Annotated in this window: 19 protein-coding genes; 9 read left to right on the top strand and 10 right to left on the bottom strand. The window is 35.1% G+C overall.

Features of this window, described 5'->3' with window-relative positions:
- The first annotated feature begins 35 nt into the window (after window positions 1-35).
- From DPQ89_RS00725 to DPQ89_RS00715, 3 genes are read left to right on the top strand one after another with little or no spacing between them, the layout of a single operon-like run.
- On the top strand, window positions 36-767 hold the full coding sequence (locus DPQ89_RS00725) for a hypothetical protein (protein WP_127714147.1): 732 nt from the start codon (window positions 36-38) through the stop codon (window positions 765-767).
- Entirely contained in the window at window positions 764-2,290 is a 1,527-nt protein-coding gene (locus DPQ89_RS00720; RefSeq protein WP_127714145.1) for a hypothetical protein, read from the top strand. The genes DPQ89_RS00725 and DPQ89_RS00720 overlap by 4 nt, the downstream gene beginning before the upstream one ends.
- Before the next feature lies 1 nt (window position 2,291).
- Window positions 2,292-3,569 (top strand): hypothetical protein, encoded by a 1,278-nt coding sequence (locus DPQ89_RS00715; RefSeq protein ID WP_127714143.1) that lies wholly within the window; start codon window positions 2,292-2,294, stop codon window positions 3,567-3,569.
- On the opposite strand, the gene DPQ89_RS00710 is transcribed toward DPQ89_RS00715, so the two are convergent.
- From DPQ89_RS00710 to DPQ89_RS00700, 3 genes are read right to left on the bottom strand one after another with little or no spacing between them, the layout of a single operon-like run.
- Entirely contained in the window at window positions 3,530-4,189 is a 660-nt protein-coding gene (locus tag DPQ89_RS00710; RefSeq protein ID WP_127714141.1) for a metallophosphoesterase, read from the bottom strand. The genes DPQ89_RS00715 and DPQ89_RS00710 overlap by 40 nt on opposite strands.
- Window positions 4,186-5,325: a sugar MFS transporter gene (locus tag DPQ89_RS00705; RefSeq protein ID WP_127714139.1), complete on the bottom strand. Its 1,140-nt coding sequence runs from the start codon at window positions 5,323-5,325 to the stop codon at window positions 4,186-4,188. The genes DPQ89_RS00710 and DPQ89_RS00705 overlap by 4 nt, the downstream gene beginning before the upstream one ends.
- Before the next feature lie 3 nt (window positions 5,326-5,328).
- Window positions 5,329-5,673 (bottom strand): hypothetical protein, encoded by a 345-nt coding sequence (locus DPQ89_RS00700; RefSeq protein ID WP_127714137.1) that lies wholly within the window; start codon window positions 5,671-5,673, stop codon window positions 5,329-5,331.
- A gap of 46 nt (window positions 5,674-5,719) precedes the next feature.
- Between DPQ89_RS00700 and DPQ89_RS00695 the strand changes: the two genes are divergently transcribed.
- The 4 genes from DPQ89_RS00695 to DPQ89_RS00680 are packed head-to-tail and all read left to right on the top strand — an operon-like array spanning window position 5,720 to window position 8,531.
- Complete coding sequence (locus DPQ89_RS00695; RefSeq protein WP_127714135.1) at window positions 5,720-6,487, top strand: nitroreductase family protein; 768 nt, start codon at window positions 5,720-5,722, stop codon at window positions 6,485-6,487.
- Entirely contained in the window at window positions 6,487-7,053 is a 567-nt protein-coding gene (locus DPQ89_RS00690) for a hypothetical protein (RefSeq protein ID WP_127714133.1), read from the top strand. The genes DPQ89_RS00695 and DPQ89_RS00690 overlap by 1 nt, the downstream gene beginning before the upstream one ends.
- Before the next feature lie 19 nt (window positions 7,054-7,072).
- Entirely contained in the window at window positions 7,073-7,723 is a 651-nt protein-coding gene (locus tag DPQ89_RS00685; RefSeq protein WP_127714131.1) for an ATP-binding cassette domain-containing protein, read from the top strand.
- Complete coding sequence (locus tag DPQ89_RS00680; protein ID WP_127714129.1) at window positions 7,713-8,531, top strand: hypothetical protein; 819 nt, start codon at window positions 7,713-7,715, stop codon at window positions 8,529-8,531. Before DPQ89_RS00685 ends, DPQ89_RS00680 begins: the two co-directional genes overlap by 11 nt.
- Here DPQ89_RS00680 and DPQ89_RS00675 read toward each other — a convergent pair.
- Entirely contained in the window at window positions 8,518-9,576 is a 1,059-nt protein-coding gene (locus tag DPQ89_RS00675) for a radical SAM/SPASM domain-containing protein (RefSeq protein WP_164848204.1), read from the bottom strand. The genes DPQ89_RS00680 and DPQ89_RS00675 overlap by 14 nt on opposite strands.
- Entirely contained in the window at window positions 9,569-9,832 is a 264-nt protein-coding gene (locus DPQ89_RS00670) for a PqqD family protein (RefSeq protein WP_127714125.1), read from the bottom strand. Before DPQ89_RS00670 ends, DPQ89_RS00675 begins: the two co-directional genes overlap by 8 nt.
- 56 nt (window positions 9,833-9,888) lie before the next feature.
- Here DPQ89_RS00670 and DPQ89_RS00665 point away from each other — a divergent pair, with 56 nt between their 5' ends.
- Entirely contained in the window at window positions 9,889-10,788 is a 900-nt protein-coding gene (locus DPQ89_RS00665; protein WP_127714123.1) for a nucleotidyltransferase family protein, read from the top strand.
- On the opposite strand, the gene DPQ89_RS00660 is transcribed toward DPQ89_RS00665, so the two are convergent.
- The 5 genes from DPQ89_RS00660 to DPQ89_RS00640 are packed head-to-tail and all read right to left on the bottom strand — an operon-like array spanning window position 10,736 to window position 20,064.
- A complete protein-coding gene (locus tag DPQ89_RS00660) occupies window positions 10,736-11,125 on the bottom strand; it encodes a S26 family signal peptidase (protein WP_164848203.1) in 390 nt (129 codons plus the stop codon). The genes DPQ89_RS00665 and DPQ89_RS00660 overlap by 53 nt on opposite strands.
- Before the next feature lie 28 nt (window positions 11,126-11,153).
- Window positions 11,154-11,432, bottom strand: a complete 279-nt coding sequence (locus DPQ89_RS00655) for a PqqD family protein (RefSeq protein ID WP_127714119.1) — start codon at window positions 11,430-11,432, stop codon at window positions 11,154-11,156.
- The gene (locus tag DPQ89_RS00650) at window positions 11,422-12,339 is read right to left on the bottom strand and encodes a hypothetical protein (RefSeq protein ID WP_127714117.1); all 918 of its coding nucleotides are present in this window, start codon (window positions 12,337-12,339) and stop codon (window positions 11,422-11,424) included. The genes DPQ89_RS00655 and DPQ89_RS00650 overlap by 11 nt, the downstream gene beginning before the upstream one ends.
- Window positions 12,339-12,536: a hypothetical protein gene (locus tag DPQ89_RS00645; RefSeq protein ID WP_127714115.1), complete on the bottom strand. Its 198-nt coding sequence runs from the start codon at window positions 12,534-12,536 to the stop codon at window positions 12,339-12,341. The genes DPQ89_RS00650 and DPQ89_RS00645 overlap by 1 nt, the downstream gene beginning before the upstream one ends.
- A 22-nt stretch (window positions 12,537-12,558) precedes the next feature.
- Window positions 12,559-20,064, bottom strand: a complete 7,506-nt coding sequence (locus DPQ89_RS00640; protein WP_127714113.1) for a C25 family cysteine peptidase — start codon at window positions 20,062-20,064, stop codon at window positions 12,559-12,561.
- A 327-nt stretch (window positions 20,065-20,391) separates the two neighbouring features.
- Between DPQ89_RS00640 and DPQ89_RS00635 the strand changes: the two genes are divergently transcribed.
- On the top strand, window positions 20,392-20,820 hold the full coding sequence (locus tag DPQ89_RS00635) for a response regulator transcription factor (RefSeq protein WP_127714111.1): 429 nt from the start codon (window positions 20,392-20,394) through the stop codon (window positions 20,818-20,820).
- Window positions 20,821-20,935 lie beyond the last annotated feature (115 nt).

Below are 20,935 nucleotides of genomic sequence, written 5' to 3'. Positions count from 1 at the left end.
CTGTCGAAAAAGTCTGTAGATAAAACTATTAACTAATGAAGTTTTTTATGACAGCAAAGAAATTTAACGATTCAAAGAATATGTCAGTCTCACAAGGTGAGGGGAATTTCTATGGTTCTGTTTTAAAATTTAATGTGGCCAATGAAACGGAAGATCCTAAGGAACGGTTACCACTTAGTTGTTATTTTAAAGTTAAAAATCATATAGAGCTACTAAACTTAGGGAAGAAATTTTTCAAATCTTACAAAGAGGGGAAAAGGGTTTTTGCTATAAGTGGATTTGGAAGTGACACAAATTTAGAACAGATGTGCCTTGCTCTTGGCTCGTATTTTAACTACGATCACGGTGTAACTTGTGACATTATTACTCCTAAGTTTGAAGATAGCTCATTTGTTAAACTAGTTAAAGAAGATATGACTAAAGAGTTAAAAAACTACAATGGAACCTTTTTAGAGTTTCATAAAACATATTCTCTTTCTCAATACGGTATAGATGGAATTAAAGATATTTATAGTAAAGTAGATCTTATAAAGTATGAAAATATTCTCTGTGATATTTTTTCGAAAAAAGACAATGCTTACTTCATTGCTCTGCCACCTCTGACAGAAATAGAGAGTAACCTAGAGTTTTATTATCCAATTATTCAGCATATTGACAGTGTTGCCTTCTTAGCAGAATTTAGACAATCCAAAGAAAAAGCGATCAGTCGATATATTGACTACTATAGAAAGAGCTCTCTAGCAATTGAGGGGATAATTTTAAAATGAATTTAAAAAGTAAAATAGACAGACTCATTGATGAAAGTACTATATTAAATATTCCTTTATTATTTCAATTAGTATTTAGATACAAATTTCTGTCTATCTTTACTATCGTTGCGTGTCTAGGTGTAACTTATCACTTATATAATAAGCAGGTAGAGGTTTATTGGAGTTCGATTAGGTTTTCAAATCTTAAAGAGAAGTCTAATTCACCTATGGACGCTATAAGCGTCGCACTTGGATCAGAAAAATCGGATAGAAGTTTTTCTAGCTCAGTAGCAGAAGAAGTAAAGGCCTTGAGAGTTTCGATGGATTTTACAAGAAAAGTTGCCAAGAAAGTCATGAAAGATGACTACTTCTATAATATGAACTTCAATCCTACTAATAATAAAACAAAAGAGTTCTTTGCCTCAAGTCTAATCGCTGAATGTGAAAAGGATGAGACATGCTTGATCGAAAAGCTTGTTGCTCTTATTCCTGGATTCTATTCAATTGAGGATCCTGAACGGACTGGTCTCAATTTTGTTCTTGAAGTTGGCACTGCAGACAAACGTACAACTGAGATTCTTCTTAGTATTATTTCTGACTCGATCAGTGAGTCACGTGTAGATTCAATAAGAATGACTTATACAGATCAGAGAAAAAGTGCAGAGCAACTAGTTAGAAAAGAAAAGAAAAGGCTAGAGGATGAACAATATTTAGCACTAATTAAAAACAAAGAAGTATTAAGAAAAGAAATTGATAATCTCCAAAGTGAAATTCAAATTTCGAAGAAGCTATCTCTTGAAAATCAATCTCTTCTTTCAATTGCCAAGGCCAAGGTAAGTAAGTCAAATACAATGATCAAGAAGCAAATTGATAGTAGAGAACTTAATCAAGATAAGAAAAGAGAGTTTCTAAAAGAAAGAATTGATAACTTAAGAAAAGATGTAAATGCCCTTGAGATGTTAAGATTCTCTCACAGTACTAAAGAGATCGAAATCCTTAATTCTCTGAAAAAAGAGTTGAGAAAGTCCGAAAACGAACTAATGAAAATGGGAAATAAACGCTCATTAGCATCGCTAAATAAATTTGTAGATAAAACACAAGACTCTGTAGAAGAGAGTGAGTTTAACTTTAATGTCTACAAGAATTATTCTGAGACAGCGAAGGAAAACTCTAAAGAGTTAACACTTAGAAATTCTATTCTCTTAGATAATCTTCTATTAACGCAGGAGAAGCTAGAAAAGCTGAGACCTATAGTAGATTTTTTAAAAGCTCTAGAGTCAAAGGTTATTCAGTTAAAGCTTTTAGAAATTACATCAACGAGTGATCTTAAGTTTGATAACTTTGCCACTTTCCCTGTAAAGTCTAAGAAAATCTCTCGATTAATGATTTTTGTCTATTCTTTTTTCTTTGTTATGTTTACAATTTTAGGAGCTCTTTGCCTTAGATTTATTACAGATGATAATATCTATGATGAAGCTGATTTAAAGAGAATCTTTCCTGATATTGAAGTTCTAGGAGTTTCTCCAAAATTTGAGGAGTAGAATGCTTACAAAAGACGCTAGATCAATAGTCTTACTATTTGCATTCTTATTATTATCGCCAGTTATAGAACCTGGCGGTGCTCGAATTAACTTTGCTGAATTCTATATTTATATAAATTTCATTATTAATTCTAAAAATATTGTTAGAAATCGCTATTTTCATATTCTAACAATTGCTTCGTTTGGATTTCTTTTTGTATGTCTATTTTCCTCTCTATTAGCTGGAAGTGTTTTGAATAGTCACGACATTTTTATGTTAAGGCTTATGGTCCAAACTGCGATGGTATGCTCTATACTTAATTACAGACTTACTAGAGTCATGGAGGAGGGGAAGGATCAGTTTAGCTTACTTCTTTATAGGCTTATAGTTGTAGGTTTTATCCCCGCTGTTGTGGTTATCTTGCAAAAGATAAATATTTTTGGGTTTAGAAGTATTATTACGAGGATCTATACGCCTAAATTCTTCTTCACTTCAGGAGATGTATTTAGTTCATTTCGTTATACATCAATATTTAAAGATTTTTATACAGCAGCGATATACTTTATACTTTTTAGCTTTCTATGCTTTTACTATATTAATAAGGTAGATTCTTCTAAAAAGGCAAAAATCCATGTCCTGATAATACTTGTCATAACTTTTGTCATTCAAACAATGGTTGCAAGGACGTCTCTACTTTTTATTCCAGTGGTTCTTATTAGTGCCTTTCTTCTTGCTAAAGGGAAGAAGCTAGCAAGCAAGTTTCGTGGAATACTGCTCTTTACCTTTGTTCTTGGTCCTCTAGGGTATCTTGGAATTAATCTTCTTCTAGATGCTGGACTTGTTAATAAGTCATGGGTTTTAGTTGCTTTAGATATTTTTTCAGACAAAGGTAGTGAGAGCTCATCATCATTAACAACTCTTTTGGAATGGAATGAAGGTTTCTTTAAGAGTTTAAACCAAAGACCTTTAATACTCATACGTCCAAAGCATGAATTTAAACTTAATGTTTTAACTTCAAAGAGCTACTCTGATAGTTTCTATGTTCAAGAGATTTATCGATATGGTATCTACGGAATGATTCTTTACTTTGGCTATATGAGTGCGTTGGCAAAGAAGTTATACTCTGATTGTCGTGAAGCAGTTGTAATAATAGCAGTATTCATCATTTTAAATTATAAAGGTGGAAATGTTGTATTTATGCCAAAAGTAATCTATCTATTTGCTCTAATACTTGTTTTTTTACCATTTCATGAAAAGCTCTATACTTCGAAAATGATGGGGGAGAAAGAGGGCTCATAGGCCTCATCCATAATACTTGCATTGATATAGGTTGTTTCTCCTCTGACGAGTGTTCCGTGAGATCCATGAATATGACCAAAGATATGTGCTTTTAATTTGAGGCCTTCAACTGTCGAGAGCAAGTCTTGATCACCTAAATGAGGACTATTCTTTTGGGGATATGCCTGATCTAATATTTTAAGTGGCGGCCCATGAGTAACTAAAATATCTGTGTCTTTTGGAATCATATTATAGTGTCTTAATATTTCTTCACCAGCGGCCCTATTGAAGGCCCAATTTCGATACTCTAAATTTATAGGTGTTCCCCAAATCTTTAGGCCTTCAAGCGTGACACTACTATCATTTAGAACGAGGGTTTCTCCCATAAACTTTGAAGCAAAGTTGTAGTCTACTTCAAAAATCCAGTCATGATTTCCAGGGACTAAGATCGTATGTTTATAGAGATGTCTGATACTATCAAACCAGTTCTTTAAATCTGAGAGTTCTGAGAGCATTAATTCTCTATTTTCGTATGAGTTCTTAGGCAAGAGGCTAAAGTCTCCTGCATGAATTAGGATATCACCGGCAGGCATATTTTTTAAATAAGCTTGATGTGTATCAGAGACTGCAACTATCTTCATAAATGACTCTTTTTTATTTTTAGAAATATAACTAAGCTTAGTGCGGATACTAAACTGAGAAAGGGGCTTAGAAATATTGCGTACTGGGAACCATAATACTCATTAATTAACCCAAAGCCCATGTGTACTATTGCAAGAATAACACCTATCCAAGTCATTACTGAAGTGATCATGTAATCACTCTTTGTTCCAAATGTTTGAACAAGATAGTCCATGGCCATAGGGAAAGCAAAAGACATTGTTAGGCCACATAGAGATAAGAATACAGGGCTAACAAAGCGTCCAAGAAAGAAGCAAATAAAGGTTAAAGCATACGATATAAAGAGTAATTTTTGCGTACTAAGCTTAAAGCTAATAAAAGAAAATAATACTCTTCCTGCTGTTAAACTAAGAAAAAATAGGCTTAAATAATTTCCTGATGTAATTGTTGAATAAGAAAGGTAGTTTTCAAGATAGTATGGAATTCTCGAAGATAGAACGAGTTCACTTCCAACGTAGCATCCAAAAATGAGCCCAAAAAGAATTCTAAATCTTAATGGTACCCCGGTTTCAAATGTATCTGTGCTTGGGGCCTTGAGGTTAAGTTTATTTACTCGAAAACTATAAATCATGACAAATAGAGGAAGGAGAGCGATAATTAGAAAATAGAGTTTCCAATCTCCTCCTAGATTCAATATCAATGCGATGACGAATGGAGCCGCAAAAGAAGATAGTCCATAAATTGCATGAAGACCTGAGAATAATTTAGATCGCAACTTTTCATTAGACCCTTTAGTTACCAGAATATTCATGCATATTGTACAAATGGCAAGACCAAGACCTAATAAACAAGAGCTGAAAATGAGTAGGGGGTAGCTGCTATAATGGCCTGTAAGATACATTGAAGCCCCACTACTGGTTAATAGTAGTAAAGCTATTTGAGTCGCTTTAATAGGTCCAATTTTTGGTAGCCAATACTTAGCACTTATATTTACAAGTAGGCTTATAAAGCTTGCAACTGTAAATATATAGGATCCCTTAGCTGGACCAATCGCAAGATCAGAAAGAATTGAATTGTAGCTCGGAGCTCTACCATTATCTAAAAATGAAAGTGCAAATAAGCTCAGATAAGCAAGAAATATTAAAGGCCATTTCATAAATTATCTTGGATAAAGCTCGCGGCACTTAGGTAGACATTGATTGAAGTTTCTAAGTCTTTTAGATAGTTTAATTCCTTTTTTATTGGCCTCGATATCTGCCCAATCGGGTTCTCCCATACCAAGAAGATCAGCAAACTCTTTTATATACCCAACTGTGTATGACTCGACCCTTGTACATTTCATAGCTAAAATACATGAAAATGAACAGTGCTTTACTTTATCAACTTCTGTAGCAGGAATCATATCTTTATACTTAAATAGGTAGTAGCTTGAACATAAGAGTTTATCGTTTGCAAAGGATTGAAAACTCAATAAGAATGTGAGACAGATAAGTAGGTTTTTCATAGACCTACATTAAACATTTATGGAACTAAATGAAAGGGAAATTCAAATGAGTGATAATATTTTTACGGATATACCTGATACTGGTCATAGAGAAGATACTTCTATTTTGGATCATAAGGACTTTTTTAGTGTTCTACACTCTAGAAGAAGTGTCCGTGTCTTTGATGATACTCCAGTTAAAGAAGAGGATATGAATACTATTTTAGAATCTGCTCTTTTGGCCCCTAATTCATCAAACTTACAGCCTTGGTCTTTCTTTTGGGTTAAGTCTAGCGAGAAGAAGCAGGCGCTGGTTGAGGCGTGTCTTTCCCAGCCAGCAGCAAAGACTGCTCAGGAGCTAATTGTTTGTATCGCCAGAACAGACACTTGGAAAGATAATGCACAGGAAATGGTTCAACTACTTGAAAATACAGAAGGAACTCCTGCTGCAGCTAAAACCTATTATTCAAAGTTAGTTCCTCTGGCCTATTCACAAGGTCCGTTAGGGCTGTTTGGTCTACTTAAGCGCGTAGGACTATTCTTTGTGGGAATGAGTAAGGTTACACCCAGAGAGCCAGTATCTCATGGTCAAATGAGAACTTGGGCAGTGAAGTCTACAGCTTTGGCCTGTGAAAATATTATGCTTTCTGCTAGAGCTTTAGGATATGACTCTTGTCCAATGGAGGGAGCAGATTCTAAGCGTATTAAAGAGCTCTTAGGTCTAGGAAGTGGATCTCACTTTGTTATGGTCATTAGCATCGGTAAAAGGGCCGAAAATGGTGTGTATGGACCGCAAATACGATTTGCGAAAGAAAAATTTATTCATATTGTTTAATGTATATTGATACTTTTTTACAAAAAATTGATGAGCTTTTGTTAAGTCTTGTGAAGACGAGCTTCAAAAGAGGTGCTTTATTTGAAGACTTGAATGGCCACTACGAGTGTGACTGTTCTGGGCTTATAAGCTCTTTATTACTTTTATGCTCTAAGAACTATTATGCACAAATAAAAGGTAATAGAGAAAGTTTAAAAGCAGCAGATTACTTCGCTTTAACTGAAGAAGAAACAATACCAATTAAATGGCATCAAAGAATTGATCAACTCACCCCTGGGCAGTGTTTGGTTTGGAAAAAGCAGAAGATTCCTAAAAGTGGAGACTCTGGACATATTGCTGTTGCTTTGGATAGTCCTGTAGAAATTAAAGAGGGGCTTTGGGCAATAAAAGTTCTAGACTCTTCGAAGCTACCTCATGATCAAGACTCAAGACAAGACGGTGCCAGTGGTATCGGTATTGGTATAATGTACTTATTAGTTAGAGATAGTATTATAGAAGGCTATATTTGGTCTTCTGAAATAAAGAAGAATAAGAGAGTAGAAATTCGTTGTATTAGTTTTTACTAAACTTTGATAATATAAATTAATGTTTCAATTTAGTGGCAAAAATATTTCTAAGTCTTTCCAAGAAAAAATCGTTCTTCGTGATTGTGAGTTTTCATTTGTATCAGGACAAAGAATTATTATCACAGGTAAAAACGGAGTAGGTAAGACGACATTTCTAAAAATTATAAGTGGTCATTTCTTGTGCTCTCATTCTGAGCTAATTATCGAAAATCAAAATTTCAACTCTTTGACTTTTACTGAATTGAAATCGAAGATCATTTTTATAGCCTCGCAAGATGAAGTGATTTATCCAAGACTCACAGGGCTTGATAATATTAAATACTTTGCAGAGATTTTGAATATTTCTTCTCAAAAGTTAGAGAATAGAATTTTGAAATGGAGTGAGATTCCCATATTTCGAGAGGCCATTGAATCCTCCTTTCATCATTGTTCTCAAGGTATGAAGCGTGTTCTTTCACTTTTTATAATGACTTTAGTTGAACCATTAGTCATTATTTTTGATGAGTGTTTTAAGAGTTTTGATATTGAAACACGTAAAAGATTACTACTTCTGCTCAACGAAGAGTTTAAAGACTCAATACTTATCTTTAGCACTCACCATCCACAGAGCTTTCGCGAGACATTTGATATTGTCGAATACTCGTTAGAAGGAGGGAAGCTTGTTAATTAATTTGATTTTCAAAATGTTTCAAGTGAGTCTTAAGAATCAATATACAAGAAGGTTGAGCCATTTTGCTGAAGTTATTAGCATTTTAGTAGGTCTCACAGTTTATTATTATATCTCTGCGGCTTTTGATAATGGACTCAGTAAAGAAGCTAATCCTTTTGAAGGAAGATACTTTGATTATGTAGTCTTTGGTGAAATATTTATGATGTTGCCATTGTACTTTTTAGATGCTCCTTATCAAAAATTGAAAAGTTCAATAATGGAAGGCACTTTCTTAGTATATATCGGCTTACCCATAGGTCTTAATAAGTTGATTTTGATTTTTAGTAGTTGGAATTTGGTTCAAACTTTAAAAAGGGTTTTGTTGACGTTACTATTTAGCATAACAATTTTTGGGCTGAATTTTGAAATTATATCTTTAGTAAAAATTGTCCTTCTTCAAATCGTATCAATTTTTGTATTCTTAGGACTTGGTCTTTGTTTAAGTTGTTTACTTCTTTTTTTTGGAAGAGGTGCAGGGGCCATAGGTTATCTAAACACTTTCGTTGCTATAAGTGCTGGAAGCTTCTTTCCTCTTAGTGTGTTGCCTGAATGGTTAGCTTCTGCTTTTAGAGCATTTTCTCCATTTACTTTGATGCTCGAGAGTTCTCGATTGCTTAATCGTGGAGCTTTAACAAATAAAGATTTCTTACGAACTATTGCTTTTTTAGCTCTGTGGGGAATTGTCTTTTTAATTGGAAGGAAACTTTTTGCACTAGGAATAAGGTACTATAGAAAGAACGGGTCTTTAAAGATTATTAGTCAGTACTAGTTTTATAGTATTTCTTACGAAGAGATGCTTGTTTATAAGTCATTTCTTCACAGCCTAAATAGTTTCCAGTGTTTATAAAAATACTGCCGCTACTGCGAGTGCAGAAGTCTTTAACATCACAAATAACACATTCTTTAAAATCATCTTTCTTGATCTGTCTTATTTTATTAAGTTCATCAGAATTTTTCCAAATTTCTGATAAAGATTGATTTCTTATATTTCCAGACTTTATTGGGGCACCAACACAAGGTAGAACATCCCCACTAGAGCTTATTCCGCAAACGCTTCGTGCACATGAACATTGAAAACTATTATCAGTATTATAACTCATAAAGCGATCAGAGTGCTTTCCCTGTAGAAGGGCTTCAAACTGTTCAATGGTTATTTCCTGGTCTCTAGAGTTCTCTGTATCATCATATCTCTTGGTAACTTCGTACGAAATTTGAAATGGTATCTTTAAGTCTTCACATATCTTAATCATCTCATCAAGCTCATTAACATTATTACGATGAAGTATAATACTCGCATGTACATCAAGACCAATTTCTTTAGAGCTCTTTAGAGAGCTTAGAACGTTTGAGAAATTTGAAGAATTTGTAAAATCTTTGTATGTCTTTTCATTGCTTCCGTATAGGCTTAGGTCTAAACCGTCAAGGCCTTGATCGTAGAGTTCTTGTACTTTTTTCTGCGTAAGAAGAGCTCCATTAGTTTTGATCTTAACAAGGAGATTTAGCTCTTTTGCATAAGAGATGAATCGACCCAAGGATGGATGCGTAAGGACCTCTCCACCAGATAAATTTAAATATAATCCACCAAGATCTGATATTTGCTTTATTAATTGTATGATTTCTGAATCTTTAAGCGAATCTTCTATAAGATCTTTAGGGGGTGCACTTGATCGATCATAATTATAGCAATGAGTACATTTAAAATTACAACTTTGAGTTATCTCGATAGTTGTCAGCAGGGGAGTGCTCGTTCTAAATGCCTCTTTAAAAGTTTCTTTAACTAACGATGATTGAATGATTTGATCTTTCTTATCCACCAAGAAGTCCTTTTTCATTTAAGTCTGTAATAAAAATCTCGATATCCTGCTTCGCTTGCTCATTGTCAATATCATACTCTGAAGTTAATAGTTGAAGTAACTCTTCACATGATTGAACTTTATCGATTGATTCCCATAGGAATGATCCAACTTCATTTAATCTGTGGATTTGCTTTTTAGAACGTGAGTCTATAATTAGAGTGTGGGTAGGAGATTTTTTCCACGAGAGAAATTTAGTTTTTCTAAGACTGTTCATACAATAATTATAGGTAAAAATAGTGTTATGTGACAAGACAATGTTATAATATTCAAATGAAAGACCTATTGCCAATATTTGAATTTCACTTTTCTAAAGAAGATGCATTAGAAAATCATATAGAAGGGCTTCTTTTTGCAAAATTCTCATTGAATACTTATAAAAGCGCCTGGAAAAGACAATGGCATTTTAATGATTGTCTTCTAAATGAAGTTAGTAAGCTTGGAGAATGTTTTTCAAAAGAGCAGCTAAGCTCAAGAGTCTGCATTTTAAAAGGTATTGCTCTGCTTAAAACTATTTATGCTGATATTGGATCTAGGTTTATGTCCGATTGTGATCTTCTCGTAGACCCCCAGGATTTAGCTACAGTGAAGAAGGTCCTTTTATCTCGTGGCTTTACCATTCAAAAGACATCTAAGTGGTTTGCGAACGAATTTAAGATTGAATTTACAAAAAACACTGAGGCCGTTGAAATAAATGTCGAAGTTCACACTAAGCTTCTCTATCATCATGATTTTCAGAAGTGGAATAGAGTTAAGCTTGATGAGTACTATGATACTCTAAGTGATGAAGATCACTTCTTATACCTATGTTCGCATCTCGCTTTTTCTCATACTTTCTTAAAACTATTTTGGTTGTTTGATATTTACTTTCTTCATATTGAAAATACGAAACTAAATTATTCGAATCTCTATTCTAGGGCCAAAGAGCTCAAAGTTGTAAACTCTTTAAAAATGGTTTCCTATTGTTTGAACAAGTTTTTTAAAACACAAATTAACTTCCAATTCTCGACTATCATCTACAGCTATCTCTTCACTCATATTACATTATGGAAAGTTCATCAGTCAGGATTGAGGTATTTTTTGATAAAACATCTTAGTAAAGACAGTCTTTTCCTGTCTCTTAAATATGATCTCTTCTGGGCCTTGAATAAATTAAAAGAAAGATCGTCGTAATGACATGAAGTAAAAGTAGTGAGATCTTTCTTAAAAAAGGTCCTTTTAGTCGCATCTTAGAAATCTCTGCAAAGAGTCTCATCGGTAGACCTTTTCCATAAAGGGAAACTTCGGATTTATTTTTTTTTATCGCGCTCACTCTGCCAAATATTGTTTCATGAGTTACTATCTCGCTCAATACTGAAAAATCTCCCTTTGTTCTTAAGGGAGAGAGCGAAATAATTCGATGAGCTATGTAGACTTTCATTTCATCTCTGAAAATAATAATATCTCCAATATTATAGCTAGAAGTTTGTTCCACAATAAGTATGTCGTCACTCAGTATGAGTGGAAACATGCTATCGCCTTGAATTTTAATTTCAAAATTATTCATCGATTGAGATGAGCTTTAGTTGCTCTAATTTTCCAACAAAGTCGGTAATGTCATTTTCTAAAGTTTCTCTGTCTATATCAAAAGTGTCTTGAAGAGACGTTGATAACTCTTTTATGCTCTTGGGTGATTGGAGTTGTGTCCAGATAATCTTTCCTATTTCATTTAATTCGTGAGTTTTTGTTGCTTTTGCATCAAGTAAAATATAGTCATCACCAATTTGGTTAGCTGGAAGTTGGTTCGTTATTTTGAATTTTGTATCTTTATTCCACATATTTCCAAACCTCTGGGTCTTTCTTGAAGTGAAGTGAGTAGAAAGGACAAGCTGCCGTTATACTTTTCACGAGTTTCATTACTTTATTAGTTTCTGACACTTCTAATGTATCCCAAAAAATATTGGATACAGAAGCCAATGCCCTGGTGTAGGCCTTGGTTGGAGTAAGCTTTTGTGATGAAAACAGAGAATCTTGTACTAGCCATGAAAATGATGAAACGGGGTATTTCTTAGAGTAATCTACCTTGTCAAAAAATAAGCCACCTATGGCGCCAGCTTGAATAAAGATTTTGTCATTTTCTATGGTAATAAGATTCATATCGTCACTAAGATGTTCTCTACCTTCTCTAAGTGAGACCATTGTACTTTTTCCAGCACCTGAATGACCAAGGAAGACCTTTGCCTGTCCATTTTCTATTACACATGATGAATGAAAGACTAGTGTACCTTTCTTTAATAGTCTGCGAGGTAAGAACCATCTTAGAAAGTTATTAAGGCCATCGTCCATCGAATTATGGCAAATAAGTATCGTCTCTTGATCATTCAACTCATGAGAAATAAAGTCACGTTGAAGAGCGGACTTTTGAGTGCTATCTAAGAAACAATCCTGAGAGGTTTCAAACTGCCAATCAGAAATTGTAAAACCATAGTCTTCTGGGTTAAATATATAAATGGAATGAGTTCTTTTTCTGCTCGGTTGTAACCATGAAGCAGGGAGCACTTTGGCGAAGTCTTTTTCAAGCTTGTTATTGGAAGTGAAAAAAGATATCTCCTCTTCGTGATAACTAGTTTTTACTTCATTTTTCAAAGTTTTTTTTTGCTCGCAGAAGTTTACAAGAATATTGTTAAGTAATTCTAATTTCTTCTCTAGAAGGGGCTTGTTTTCGAAATTTGTTTCAAATTGCATTAAGAGTTAAGCTTATTCGCATTGCAAAAATTTGGAGTTCCAGTAGAAGACTTTCTTCCACCACTTAAAGATCCGTTACAAGAAGCACCAAATACATTTAAGTCTTCAGAAATAATCTCTGGCTTAAGATATTTCTTCTTTTTACCATCTTCTTTAAGGTCCAGTGTTTTTGTTTCTTCATTCTTCTTTGTATTCATATAGATATCCTCTTTAAGACTATTATAAGCGCAATATCCTCTTTCTTCCAAGAGTAAACAAGAAAATTAGACCAAAATAGAATAACCACTCCATTAAGCCATAGTACCAAGGTATTTGAGTTAATCCATCACTTGCAAATGCTGAACATCCGCCACCTGTTGCCTTTGGGGCTTCAAATTGTAGCGCTGCTGGAGGAGGTGCAAATATCTCTTTTGGAAGTTGAATTGAAGGGTCCCCGATTATAGAGAAACTACCAATGATATCTCTTTCATATTCATTTGTCCCAACCGCGGCCTTTGCAGTCAGTAAGATGTCACCAATTCTATGGTTATTATATACTTTACTCGTTTCAATGGAGAATTGTGTGAAGAAGCTATTGGCCAATTTTATTTGTGCTGAAGGAGTCGTAAAAGTTGTGGATCCAAGGTAGGCAACTGCACCGCCATTCTTATTGAATACTAGCTGTTCACCAATCGATAGGTTCTCTTTTTCAGGCGAGTAATATTGAGCGCCCTCACAGCTCCACATCATCGCAATTGGATGAGTAGTATTAGATAGGTTTGCGGCGTCAGTATTCTTAAAGGAATTTGTCTTCCCCCATGTCGTAGACGAACCATGCCCCATCATAGAGACTATAAGCGGTGAACTTTCGAAGATCGATTGTACTTGTGTTTTAATTTGTAAGTCAGTCGTATGATCTGCAGCATCACTCATAGAAGTTGTAAGTGATGAGTTATGGGACTTTACGCTTAGAGCAACTTGTTTAGACTTTTCTAAGAATTTATCAAATGAGCCGCTATCTCTACCTGCTAGAAAACTGACATTCTTTATATTTGTTGGAGTTGTTACTCCATTTTCAAAGTCTTTAACTTTTTGAATATAGTTTCTTATGACTTCAGGGTCATTTGTAGGCAATCGACCTATGGCCAGGGCAGGTAGGTGGTTAGTTGTATTTTCAACAAAGTAATTATCATTTCCATAATCTTGGAATCGACCAACAGAAAGTGGCATTGGAATTGTCTCAACATCATCAGATGTTCTCTCAAGATTACTATAGCTATCTATATTGTGATCAAGTGGGTCTGTTGAACCGTCTCCTAGTAATAGGATATAACGAGGCGCTTTTTCCCAATATGTTCTGGCATATTTTATAAAGTCCTTTATCGCCTTAGTGCTCACTGCAGCGTTTGAGAATTCCGCATATACTTGCTCAAGTGAGATACTTTGCACCTCTAGCCCTTGAGAGTTTCTTAACTGTTCAAGTTCACTGGCCGCATAGATAAGATTAGAGTGCCCAATTATGAGTAAGTCCGCTCGATTCGAATTTTGTTTTAGATATGATACAACCCCTTGATTCAGTGATAGGGCCGTTGGACTCAAGAAAGCCGCCTCTGTCAGAGCATAGATTTCTTTTTCTGAATTAGAGTTTGTAAGATCATCTACACCAAATAGAGCATTGTAACTTGTACCGCCATTTGGAGTTGATATTGTTGGGTTGGCTATTTTTATAGTTTGTTCATTTGTTGTGTCATAAATATTTATATCATTGCTAGTAAAGCCTGTTACTTCATACTTAACTAATGTTTCATAGACATTAAAGTTCGTTGTGTTACTTGTCGCAGTCATCTCTCCAATATAATTGATTGCAACTTTATCAATATACATAAAATCTAAATCAGAGTTTATTACGTGTGTATCTAATAGTTTTAATGAAATACTATTCATTCCTGCTATAAAGTAATCCGCAGGGACTTCGAAAGAGACTTTATGATAATCATTACTCCAGAATTTCATTTCATCAACTAAGTTTGAATTAATAGATAATTCAATATGGTGTTGCATGTGATTTCCATAGATTTGACCAGGGTTTCCTTTTAAATTAAAAGAAACGATCACGTTCTCATCACTAGTGTTGATTAATTCATTAAGTTGAGTTGATGTCGAAAAAGTGTCCCAACCTGTGAATGTGAACATCTTCTTCCACATGAAGTGATCTTGTGAATGACCAAGACTAATTCCATCAACATAGATTAAATCATTTTCAAGTTCTTTGTTGAATTGAGTTAATACTTCAGATGCTTCATCAAAATCACTTGGAGTTCCATCAAAACTTGTGATACGTTTTGGTGTTGCCGAGCTATTGGTCGCATCTACTGTTGTAAGAATGAGAGTCGTTGTTTTTGATTCTTTCGAAGGTATATGTTTTGCGAAGAATCTAAGTTTGTCTCCACTGTTAAATAGAGAGTCACTGCTTACTATTTCAAGAGGTACTTCACTAGCTCCATTGTATAGTCTAAGTTCGTTAAGATTAGTATTTTCAAATGGATCACTTGTATAAGTGTTTACTAAGTCTGAATAATTGAGCTGATGCATACCTGTCGAATTGACTTCGATTTTTAACGAATTATTTATTAAGTACGCAAGTGCCTGATAGTCATTACTAGGTGGAGTTACATTCCAGTCGTTTCCATCAATTGAGATCTCAGCGTTTATTACGCTAGAAAACTTAATATCTTTTAGTGTAGGGTTATATCTAACTGGCCTAATCATAAGTCTTAGATACTTCTTATTCCCAATTTTGATTAGATTAGATTCAATATCCAAATATTCATTTGGCGCAAAACTATTAAGTGCGTATGCATCAGTATCTAATGAGTGAGATTCAACTAATTTTCCATCACCATCTTGTGAATAGCTTGGCGCAGGAGCAATGTCCTTAGAGTTTGTGATAACCTCGGTCTGATTAACTTGTGCTAGTGTTGCATTTGTTGCATATTGGTAAACTTCTATCAGAACTTCTTTTTCAGCAAGTTCTGGGTGTCCAGGTCGTGAAGATTTAGAGTAGCCTGCTATATTTATATTTTCATACGAACCATTCCATGAACTTGTAGAGTAAGTAGGAGTTGGAGGAGTGATCTTCAAGCGAATATTAGTAGACGTTTGAGAAAGTATCTCAATACCATTTCCTAAGTCTTTATAACTTGGGTTTTTGATTGGAGTAGGGGAGTCTGTGCCTCCATCATCACTATCATCTGGATTTGATCCATTGTTATCTGAGCTATCATCCGCTGGAGGATTGCCAAGGGCAAGTTTTGGTGTTGCAAACACTGGCCCATGTAAAGTTCTTTTTCCACCATGTTCCATATCTTCAAGAAAATAGTAATAGAATTGATCATTATTAACATCTTCATCTACGAATCGATATGTACCTCTTGCTTGACCAGCGTTATTTAAGTTTCTTATTAAATCTGTATTAACTTGTTGAAAGTCATTTCCATTTAATGAGCTTGATCTAAAGAGATTGAAGCCTAAATGATTTGATTCCAATACAGTAGTCCATCTAATATCAATTTTTGAATTATATGGTATGGCCTCAAAGTTTGCTAAACTAACTGATGATTGAGAGCTCGATAGCGAAATATTACAGTTTGATGAAGTCACTTTAGTACTAACATCAAATGTAGGCTGCGACTCATACCAGTCTCCTGTCCACCCACTAAAATCTATGGAATGACCTGAACAGCCGCTTGAGTAAATTAAATTATATGAACTAGCGCTTGTTGGAGTTCCTGCTGAAGCAGTGAAAGTGTTAAATGTTCCCCATGTCCAAGCGATATTCGTCGCCGATGCAGGGAGTGTTCCTGTTGTATTAATTTGAATTGCTCTCACTGATCCATAACTTGTTGAGAGATTAGTAAACTGTCCTCCATTTAGTGATGTGACAATTGTTGATCCTCCAATATTTAAACCTGAGGTATTCATTTTGCTAAAGTGAAATCCAGAGAAGCTAATTCGTCCTGAAGTTGTTGTTAAGCCCCAAGTACCACTTCCTCCTATAGGTTGGATTAGACCTTTTGTTGCGGAGTTTTGTGGGAATGAATCATTTGTACCAGCAATAAGAAAGACAGCTCCATTTACTAGTAGCGTTTGGCCGTTACCAATTTCAATCGTTCCACCACTATCAAGTTGAAATGTTCCCGCGGACATATTAAGACCATTTGGTAGAATAAGTTTTCTACCATTATAGATCTTAAATAAGAAATTCGAATTGTTAATAATTATTGAATTAATCTGTAAAGATGAATCTGTAATTCCTATTGTCCCGCCACCCGTTTTATTTATATGTAAATTAGTTAAAGTAGAAGTAGATGTAATATTGTGGTTTGAACTTGAACCATTGTCTTCAATTTCCAGTGTTCCTGACTGATTGAATGTTCCATTATTTGTAAAGTTGCCGTAAGTTTCCAGAGTAGCACTTGCTGAAAGAGTAAGTGTTCCGTTTGTTATATCAATATTTTGGCAGCTTGCTATGCCACTACTGATGGTAGGGTTGTTGGAAGCGCTTGGTATCTGACAAGACTTCGTTGAACTTGGTACACCTGCGGACCAATTTGAAGCATTATTCCAGTCAGTACTTGTCGAACCAGTCCAGATTGTCGTCGATGGTGCGTAGATACTCGAAGAAATATTAGAAGTTACTGGCGTAGGAGTTGTGGCAGATAAAGCGTAACCTTGAGAGTTTACAATATCACTTCCCGAGGCGATGCTAACTCCAACAGTATTATTTCCTGTCGCATTACTTGCGATTGTGTAGTAGACAAAGATACACCTTTTAGGTGGTGAGATAGCATCCGCTTCAACTGTAAATTGTCCGGGAGAAAAAGTAAAAGTCCTACTTTCAGGGTTTCCAGAGAAAGTCCCTGAACCTATAAGTCCTCCTCCTGATCCGTTACAGTCATTATCATAATAGACTTGGATATTTTGAATATCACTTGCAGTACCAGTACCAGTTAAAGTTAATTTTAGACTTGTTATATCTGTATTAGAGTAGGCACCTGCCGATGCTTGTTGAAAACCGTATCTTACCATATTATAAGTTCCACCAACCGTTACTGTTGAGGGACTACTCGCTTCGCGCGTAAGTAAGATTGTATTAGTTTCTCCTGACCATGATATGAGATAACTTCCGGTACTATCAAAAGATGATCCTGTTAAGTTACCTGTGTGACTCGTAATAGATAGAGTACCTGCGCTTGTGGAATTAGTATTTATATTAGTAATACTAGTTGCAGAAGATCCATTTGAATCAAAAGTCATATTTGAAAGAGTGTTTGTCGGTATTTGTGTATGTAGGTTCAGTAGCGTCGAAGATGAGTTTACTGGATAAGTAAACGAACCGTCTTGTAAATGATTTGTAACATTTATTGTCGCTCCAGAGTTGATGGTAACTCCTGAAGTCGCAAGATGATCGAAAATATAGTATCTCGCATTGATGGAACCATTTATAACAACGGCCATGGCATAACTATTATTAGTAGTTGTAAGTTTCGCCTTATTTCCTGAAGTTCCAACCATTTTTAATGAACCACCACTATCAACAGTGAAGGTTCTTCCGTTACCTAGAGCTATCGTTCCACCAGACTGAATGTCGATTTCACACCCATTTTGAACAGTGACGTTACCAAGTACATTTAAAGTTACACCATTTGGAATTGCTAGACGTCCATCGCTACAAGTTAGGTTTCCAGAAATAGTAATATTTGATAGTACAGAGACAGTGTTAGAAGCACTTGTTCCTGAATTATTTATAATAAGGTTTCCTGGAAATGTAGTTGAGGAGGTTAGTGATTGATTTGCAGAACCTTTCATCACTATAGATCCGTTACTAGCGTTTAAGAAGTTAAAGGATGATTGTATATTGAGTGAGCTATAAACTTCAAAGTGAAATGTCGAGCTATTCCAGTTTATAGTTCCGTTCGTTTGAAGTGTTGCATTCGCACAGGCCACGGGAGAAGTATTTATAAGTGTCGTATTTGTACCAACACCAATTTGGCAATCTCTAGTAGAAGTTGGAAGTGTATCACCTGACCAATTTGTTGCTACTGTCCAATTGCTACTTGTAGATCCGTTCCACGAAGAGTAGTTAGAGTTTCTTACGGTCGACATCTTTCCTTCAACTGGAGGGCTACTTGTTGTAGAAAATGAGTAACCTTGAGAATTTGTAACATGCCCTGCTGACATAATCCCAAATTTCATTGTTTTCGAGTCGCTTGGATTTGCAGAGGCCTTCGCTCTAATAATTAGACAACCTTGATCACTAGGTCCTGTTGTTTGAATTTCTCCAGGAGGAATCGTTACAACAGCTTTAGCAGGAGAACCTGAAAATGATAGGTCTCCGATTAGTGTGTCATTACTTGCATTGTAATTACAATTATTATTCGAGTCTATATAGGCCCGGATATATTCAAAGTCAGATATTGATGCCGTACCTGTCATTGTAAGAGTGACACTTGTAATATCTGTGACTGTATCATCTTGAGTGAGTGAGAAGGCAAATTCAGCAAAGGTAAATTCATCAGTAGGGTCGGTAAAGATTCGAGGTTCTCCGGTCTCAGCATCATCAACAACAGAAAGCTCAGTTGGAGCAATAGTCGTCCAATTTATTCTTCCATTTGCATCTGCCTCAAAAGCTGAACCTGCAACATCGCCAGAATAATTATCAATCGTGGTTGCACTACCACTATATGAATTTGCATTAAAGTTAAAAACATTTGATTGAGCATCATCGTTATAGAATCCTATCGAACTCATGGTAGATGGGATACTGGCCCCATTTGCAAGGGAGATTGCAAAACCGTTAGAACGTATCCCTCTAAACTCCCCATTATCCATCTGAGTAATTGTTCCTGTTGATCCAATATTTACTCCAGAAGCACTTGTTCTTTGAATGGTAAAGTTATCTGCGGATAGATTTCCATTCATAGTAAATATAAAAGTTCTATTTGATGCTTCTGAAACAATCTTTGCGGGATTTCCTGAAGCTCCTAGAACCTGTAGGACACCACCACTAGCAACATTAAGAGTTCTATCTCTAAAAATTCGAAGCTCTCCACCAGCTTCTATTTTTAAAACACCGCTAACTGATAATCCGCCTTTCGCAAATATTGAACCACCATTTTTTATAACAACGGTATGACCAGCTGGGATTTGTTGTTGAATACTTCCATTGTTTAGAGTTATATCACCTTCAACATAAGTGATCCCAGTACTCGTAATATTTAGATCAGATCTAATTCGAAAATCATTTTTAAGGGTTACAGAAGTATTATTGGATAAGGTAACATCTCTAACGTCATCAACGGCCTCAAATGTTTGAGGAGCAGTTCCCGCCATATCAATATTAAATCTATTACTTGTAATATTTAGAGTATTTGCAAATGGCGCTTGAAAGTAATCTCCGACAATTGTTAAAGTTCTATTCTGTGTTGCTTCGAAGAAACCTGATTGAACATCAACACAACCAACAGTTAGGTTTGTATCCATTCTTGCATTGACACCAGTGTTAACAATTATTGCATTTTCTAAAGCAGTGTCTGGTACATCTGACCCACTCCAGTTGGAGGCATCATTCCAAGATATAGTTGAGCCGGCCCAAACTCTTGAATTCGCACCACATGCAGCACTTACACTAGTACTAGTCGCCATAAAAATAGTGATGAATATGAAAAGTAGATACTTATTTATCAAATCAATTCCTTAATAGATTTGTTATTTTAATATCTTATCGTCAATCTGGTTCTATCATTAAGGGAATCGTAACATTTGCTTAAGGCATTATTAGATCTTGATGATAACCTCTTATCTATTTGTTATTACGGAACTTTTTTTGATGAGCTATTTGAACTATTTTGCCTTGGCCTAAATCAGTTTTTTTGTATTTCTATGATATTGACAATAATTTGAGTGTTTCTTTTTAAGAAAGTCGTAATTTTAGTAACTTGGGTAATTCTTGATAATTTAAAGTTTTAAGATAAATTATGATCAAATTCGGGTTATTTATGTCGATAATAAGCTATGGAACATAGAATACTAATTGTTGATGACTCTCAAGAGATTCATGAGCTCTACAAGAAATTGATAAAAAAAATGAATGAGTCTGAGCTTGGCATGACTTTTAGTCTTGATCATTGCTATCAGGGTGAAGTTGCAGTGCTTAGGGTTCGAGAAGCGCATAAGCTTCAAAACCCTTACTCTCTTGTTTTAATGGATGTTAGAATGCCCCCTGGAATCGACGGTATAGAAACAATTCAAATGATTCAAAAAGACTATCCTTTAACAGAGTTTCTAGTTTGCACTTCTTTTCAAAAATATGACTTCGATACACTTTTTAAGAAATTTGGAGCAACGGATAGAATTCTCTATGTGCATAAGCCTTATAATCCTACAACGATTAAACAACTTACTCTCTATGTGGCATCAAAGTATGCTAGAGAGAACTTGTAAGTGTTTAAATACTATACACTATCATTTTTTTGTAACACTCACTTGAAGTACATTTAGTAAGTTATCCAATAGGTTCTATGGCATAGTTTTTGCTTCGTAATAGGGCAATCACTTT

The sequence above is a fragment of the Halobacteriovorax sp. HLS genome, from assembly GCF_004006665.1.
Lineage (GTDB): Bacteria > Bdellovibrionota > Bacteriovoracia > Bacteriovoracales > Bacteriovoracaceae > Halobacteriovorax.
This window is presented reverse-complemented; position numbering and strand designations above follow the sequence as displayed.

Coding starts and splice junctions, on each gene's coding strand:
- DPQ89_RS00725 (WP_127714147.1), top strand. CDS start 36: ATGAAGTTTTTTATGACAGCAAAGAAATTTAACGATTCAAAGAATATG.
- DPQ89_RS00720 (WP_127714145.1), top strand. CDS start 764: ATGAATTTAAAAAGTAAAATAGACAGACTCATTGATGAAAGTACTATA.
- DPQ89_RS00715 (WP_127714143.1), top strand. CDS start 2,292: ATGCTTACAAAAGACGCTAGATCAATAGTCTTACTATTTGCATTCTTA.
- DPQ89_RS00710 (WP_127714141.1), bottom strand. CDS start 4,189: ATGAAGATAGTTGCAGTCTCTGATACACATCAAGCTTATTTAAAAAAT.
- DPQ89_RS00705 (WP_127714139.1), bottom strand. CDS start 5,325: ATGAAATGGCCTTTAATATTTCTTGCTTATCTGAGCTTATTTGCACTT.
- DPQ89_RS00700 (WP_127714137.1), bottom strand. CDS start 5,673: ATGAAAAACCTACTTATCTGTCTCACATTCTTATTGAGTTTTCAATCC.
- DPQ89_RS00695 (WP_127714135.1), top strand. CDS start 5,720: ATGAGTGATAATATTTTTACGGATATACCTGATACTGGTCATAGAGAA.
- DPQ89_RS00690 (WP_127714133.1), top strand. CDS start 6,487: ATGTATATTGATACTTTTTTACAAAAAATTGATGAGCTTTTGTTAAGT.
- DPQ89_RS00685 (WP_127714131.1), top strand. CDS start 7,073: ATGTTTCAATTTAGTGGCAAAAATATTTCTAAGTCTTTCCAAGAAAAA.
- DPQ89_RS00670 (WP_127714125.1), bottom strand. CDS start 9,832: ATGAACAGTCTTAGAAAAACTAAATTTCTCTCGTGGAAAAAATCTCCT.
- DPQ89_RS00665 (WP_127714123.1), top strand. CDS start 9,889: ATGAAAGACCTATTGCCAATATTTGAATTTCACTTTTCTAAAGAAGAT.
- DPQ89_RS00660 (WP_164848203.1), bottom strand. CDS start 11,125: ATGTTTCCACTCATACTGAGTGACGACATACTTATTGTGGAACAAACT.
- DPQ89_RS00655 (WP_127714119.1), bottom strand. CDS start 11,432: ATGTGGAATAAAGATACAAAATTCAAAATAACGAACCAACTTCCAGCT.
- DPQ89_RS00650 (WP_127714117.1), bottom strand. CDS start 12,339: ATGCAATTTGAAACAAATTTCGAAAACAAGCCCCTTCTAGAGAAGAAA.
- DPQ89_RS00645 (WP_127714115.1), bottom strand. CDS start 12,536: ATGAATACAAAGAAGAATGAAGAAACAAAAACACTGGACCTTAAAGAA.
- DPQ89_RS00635 (WP_127714111.1), top strand. CDS start 20,392: ATGGAACATAGAATACTAATTGTTGATGACTCTCAAGAGATTCATGAG.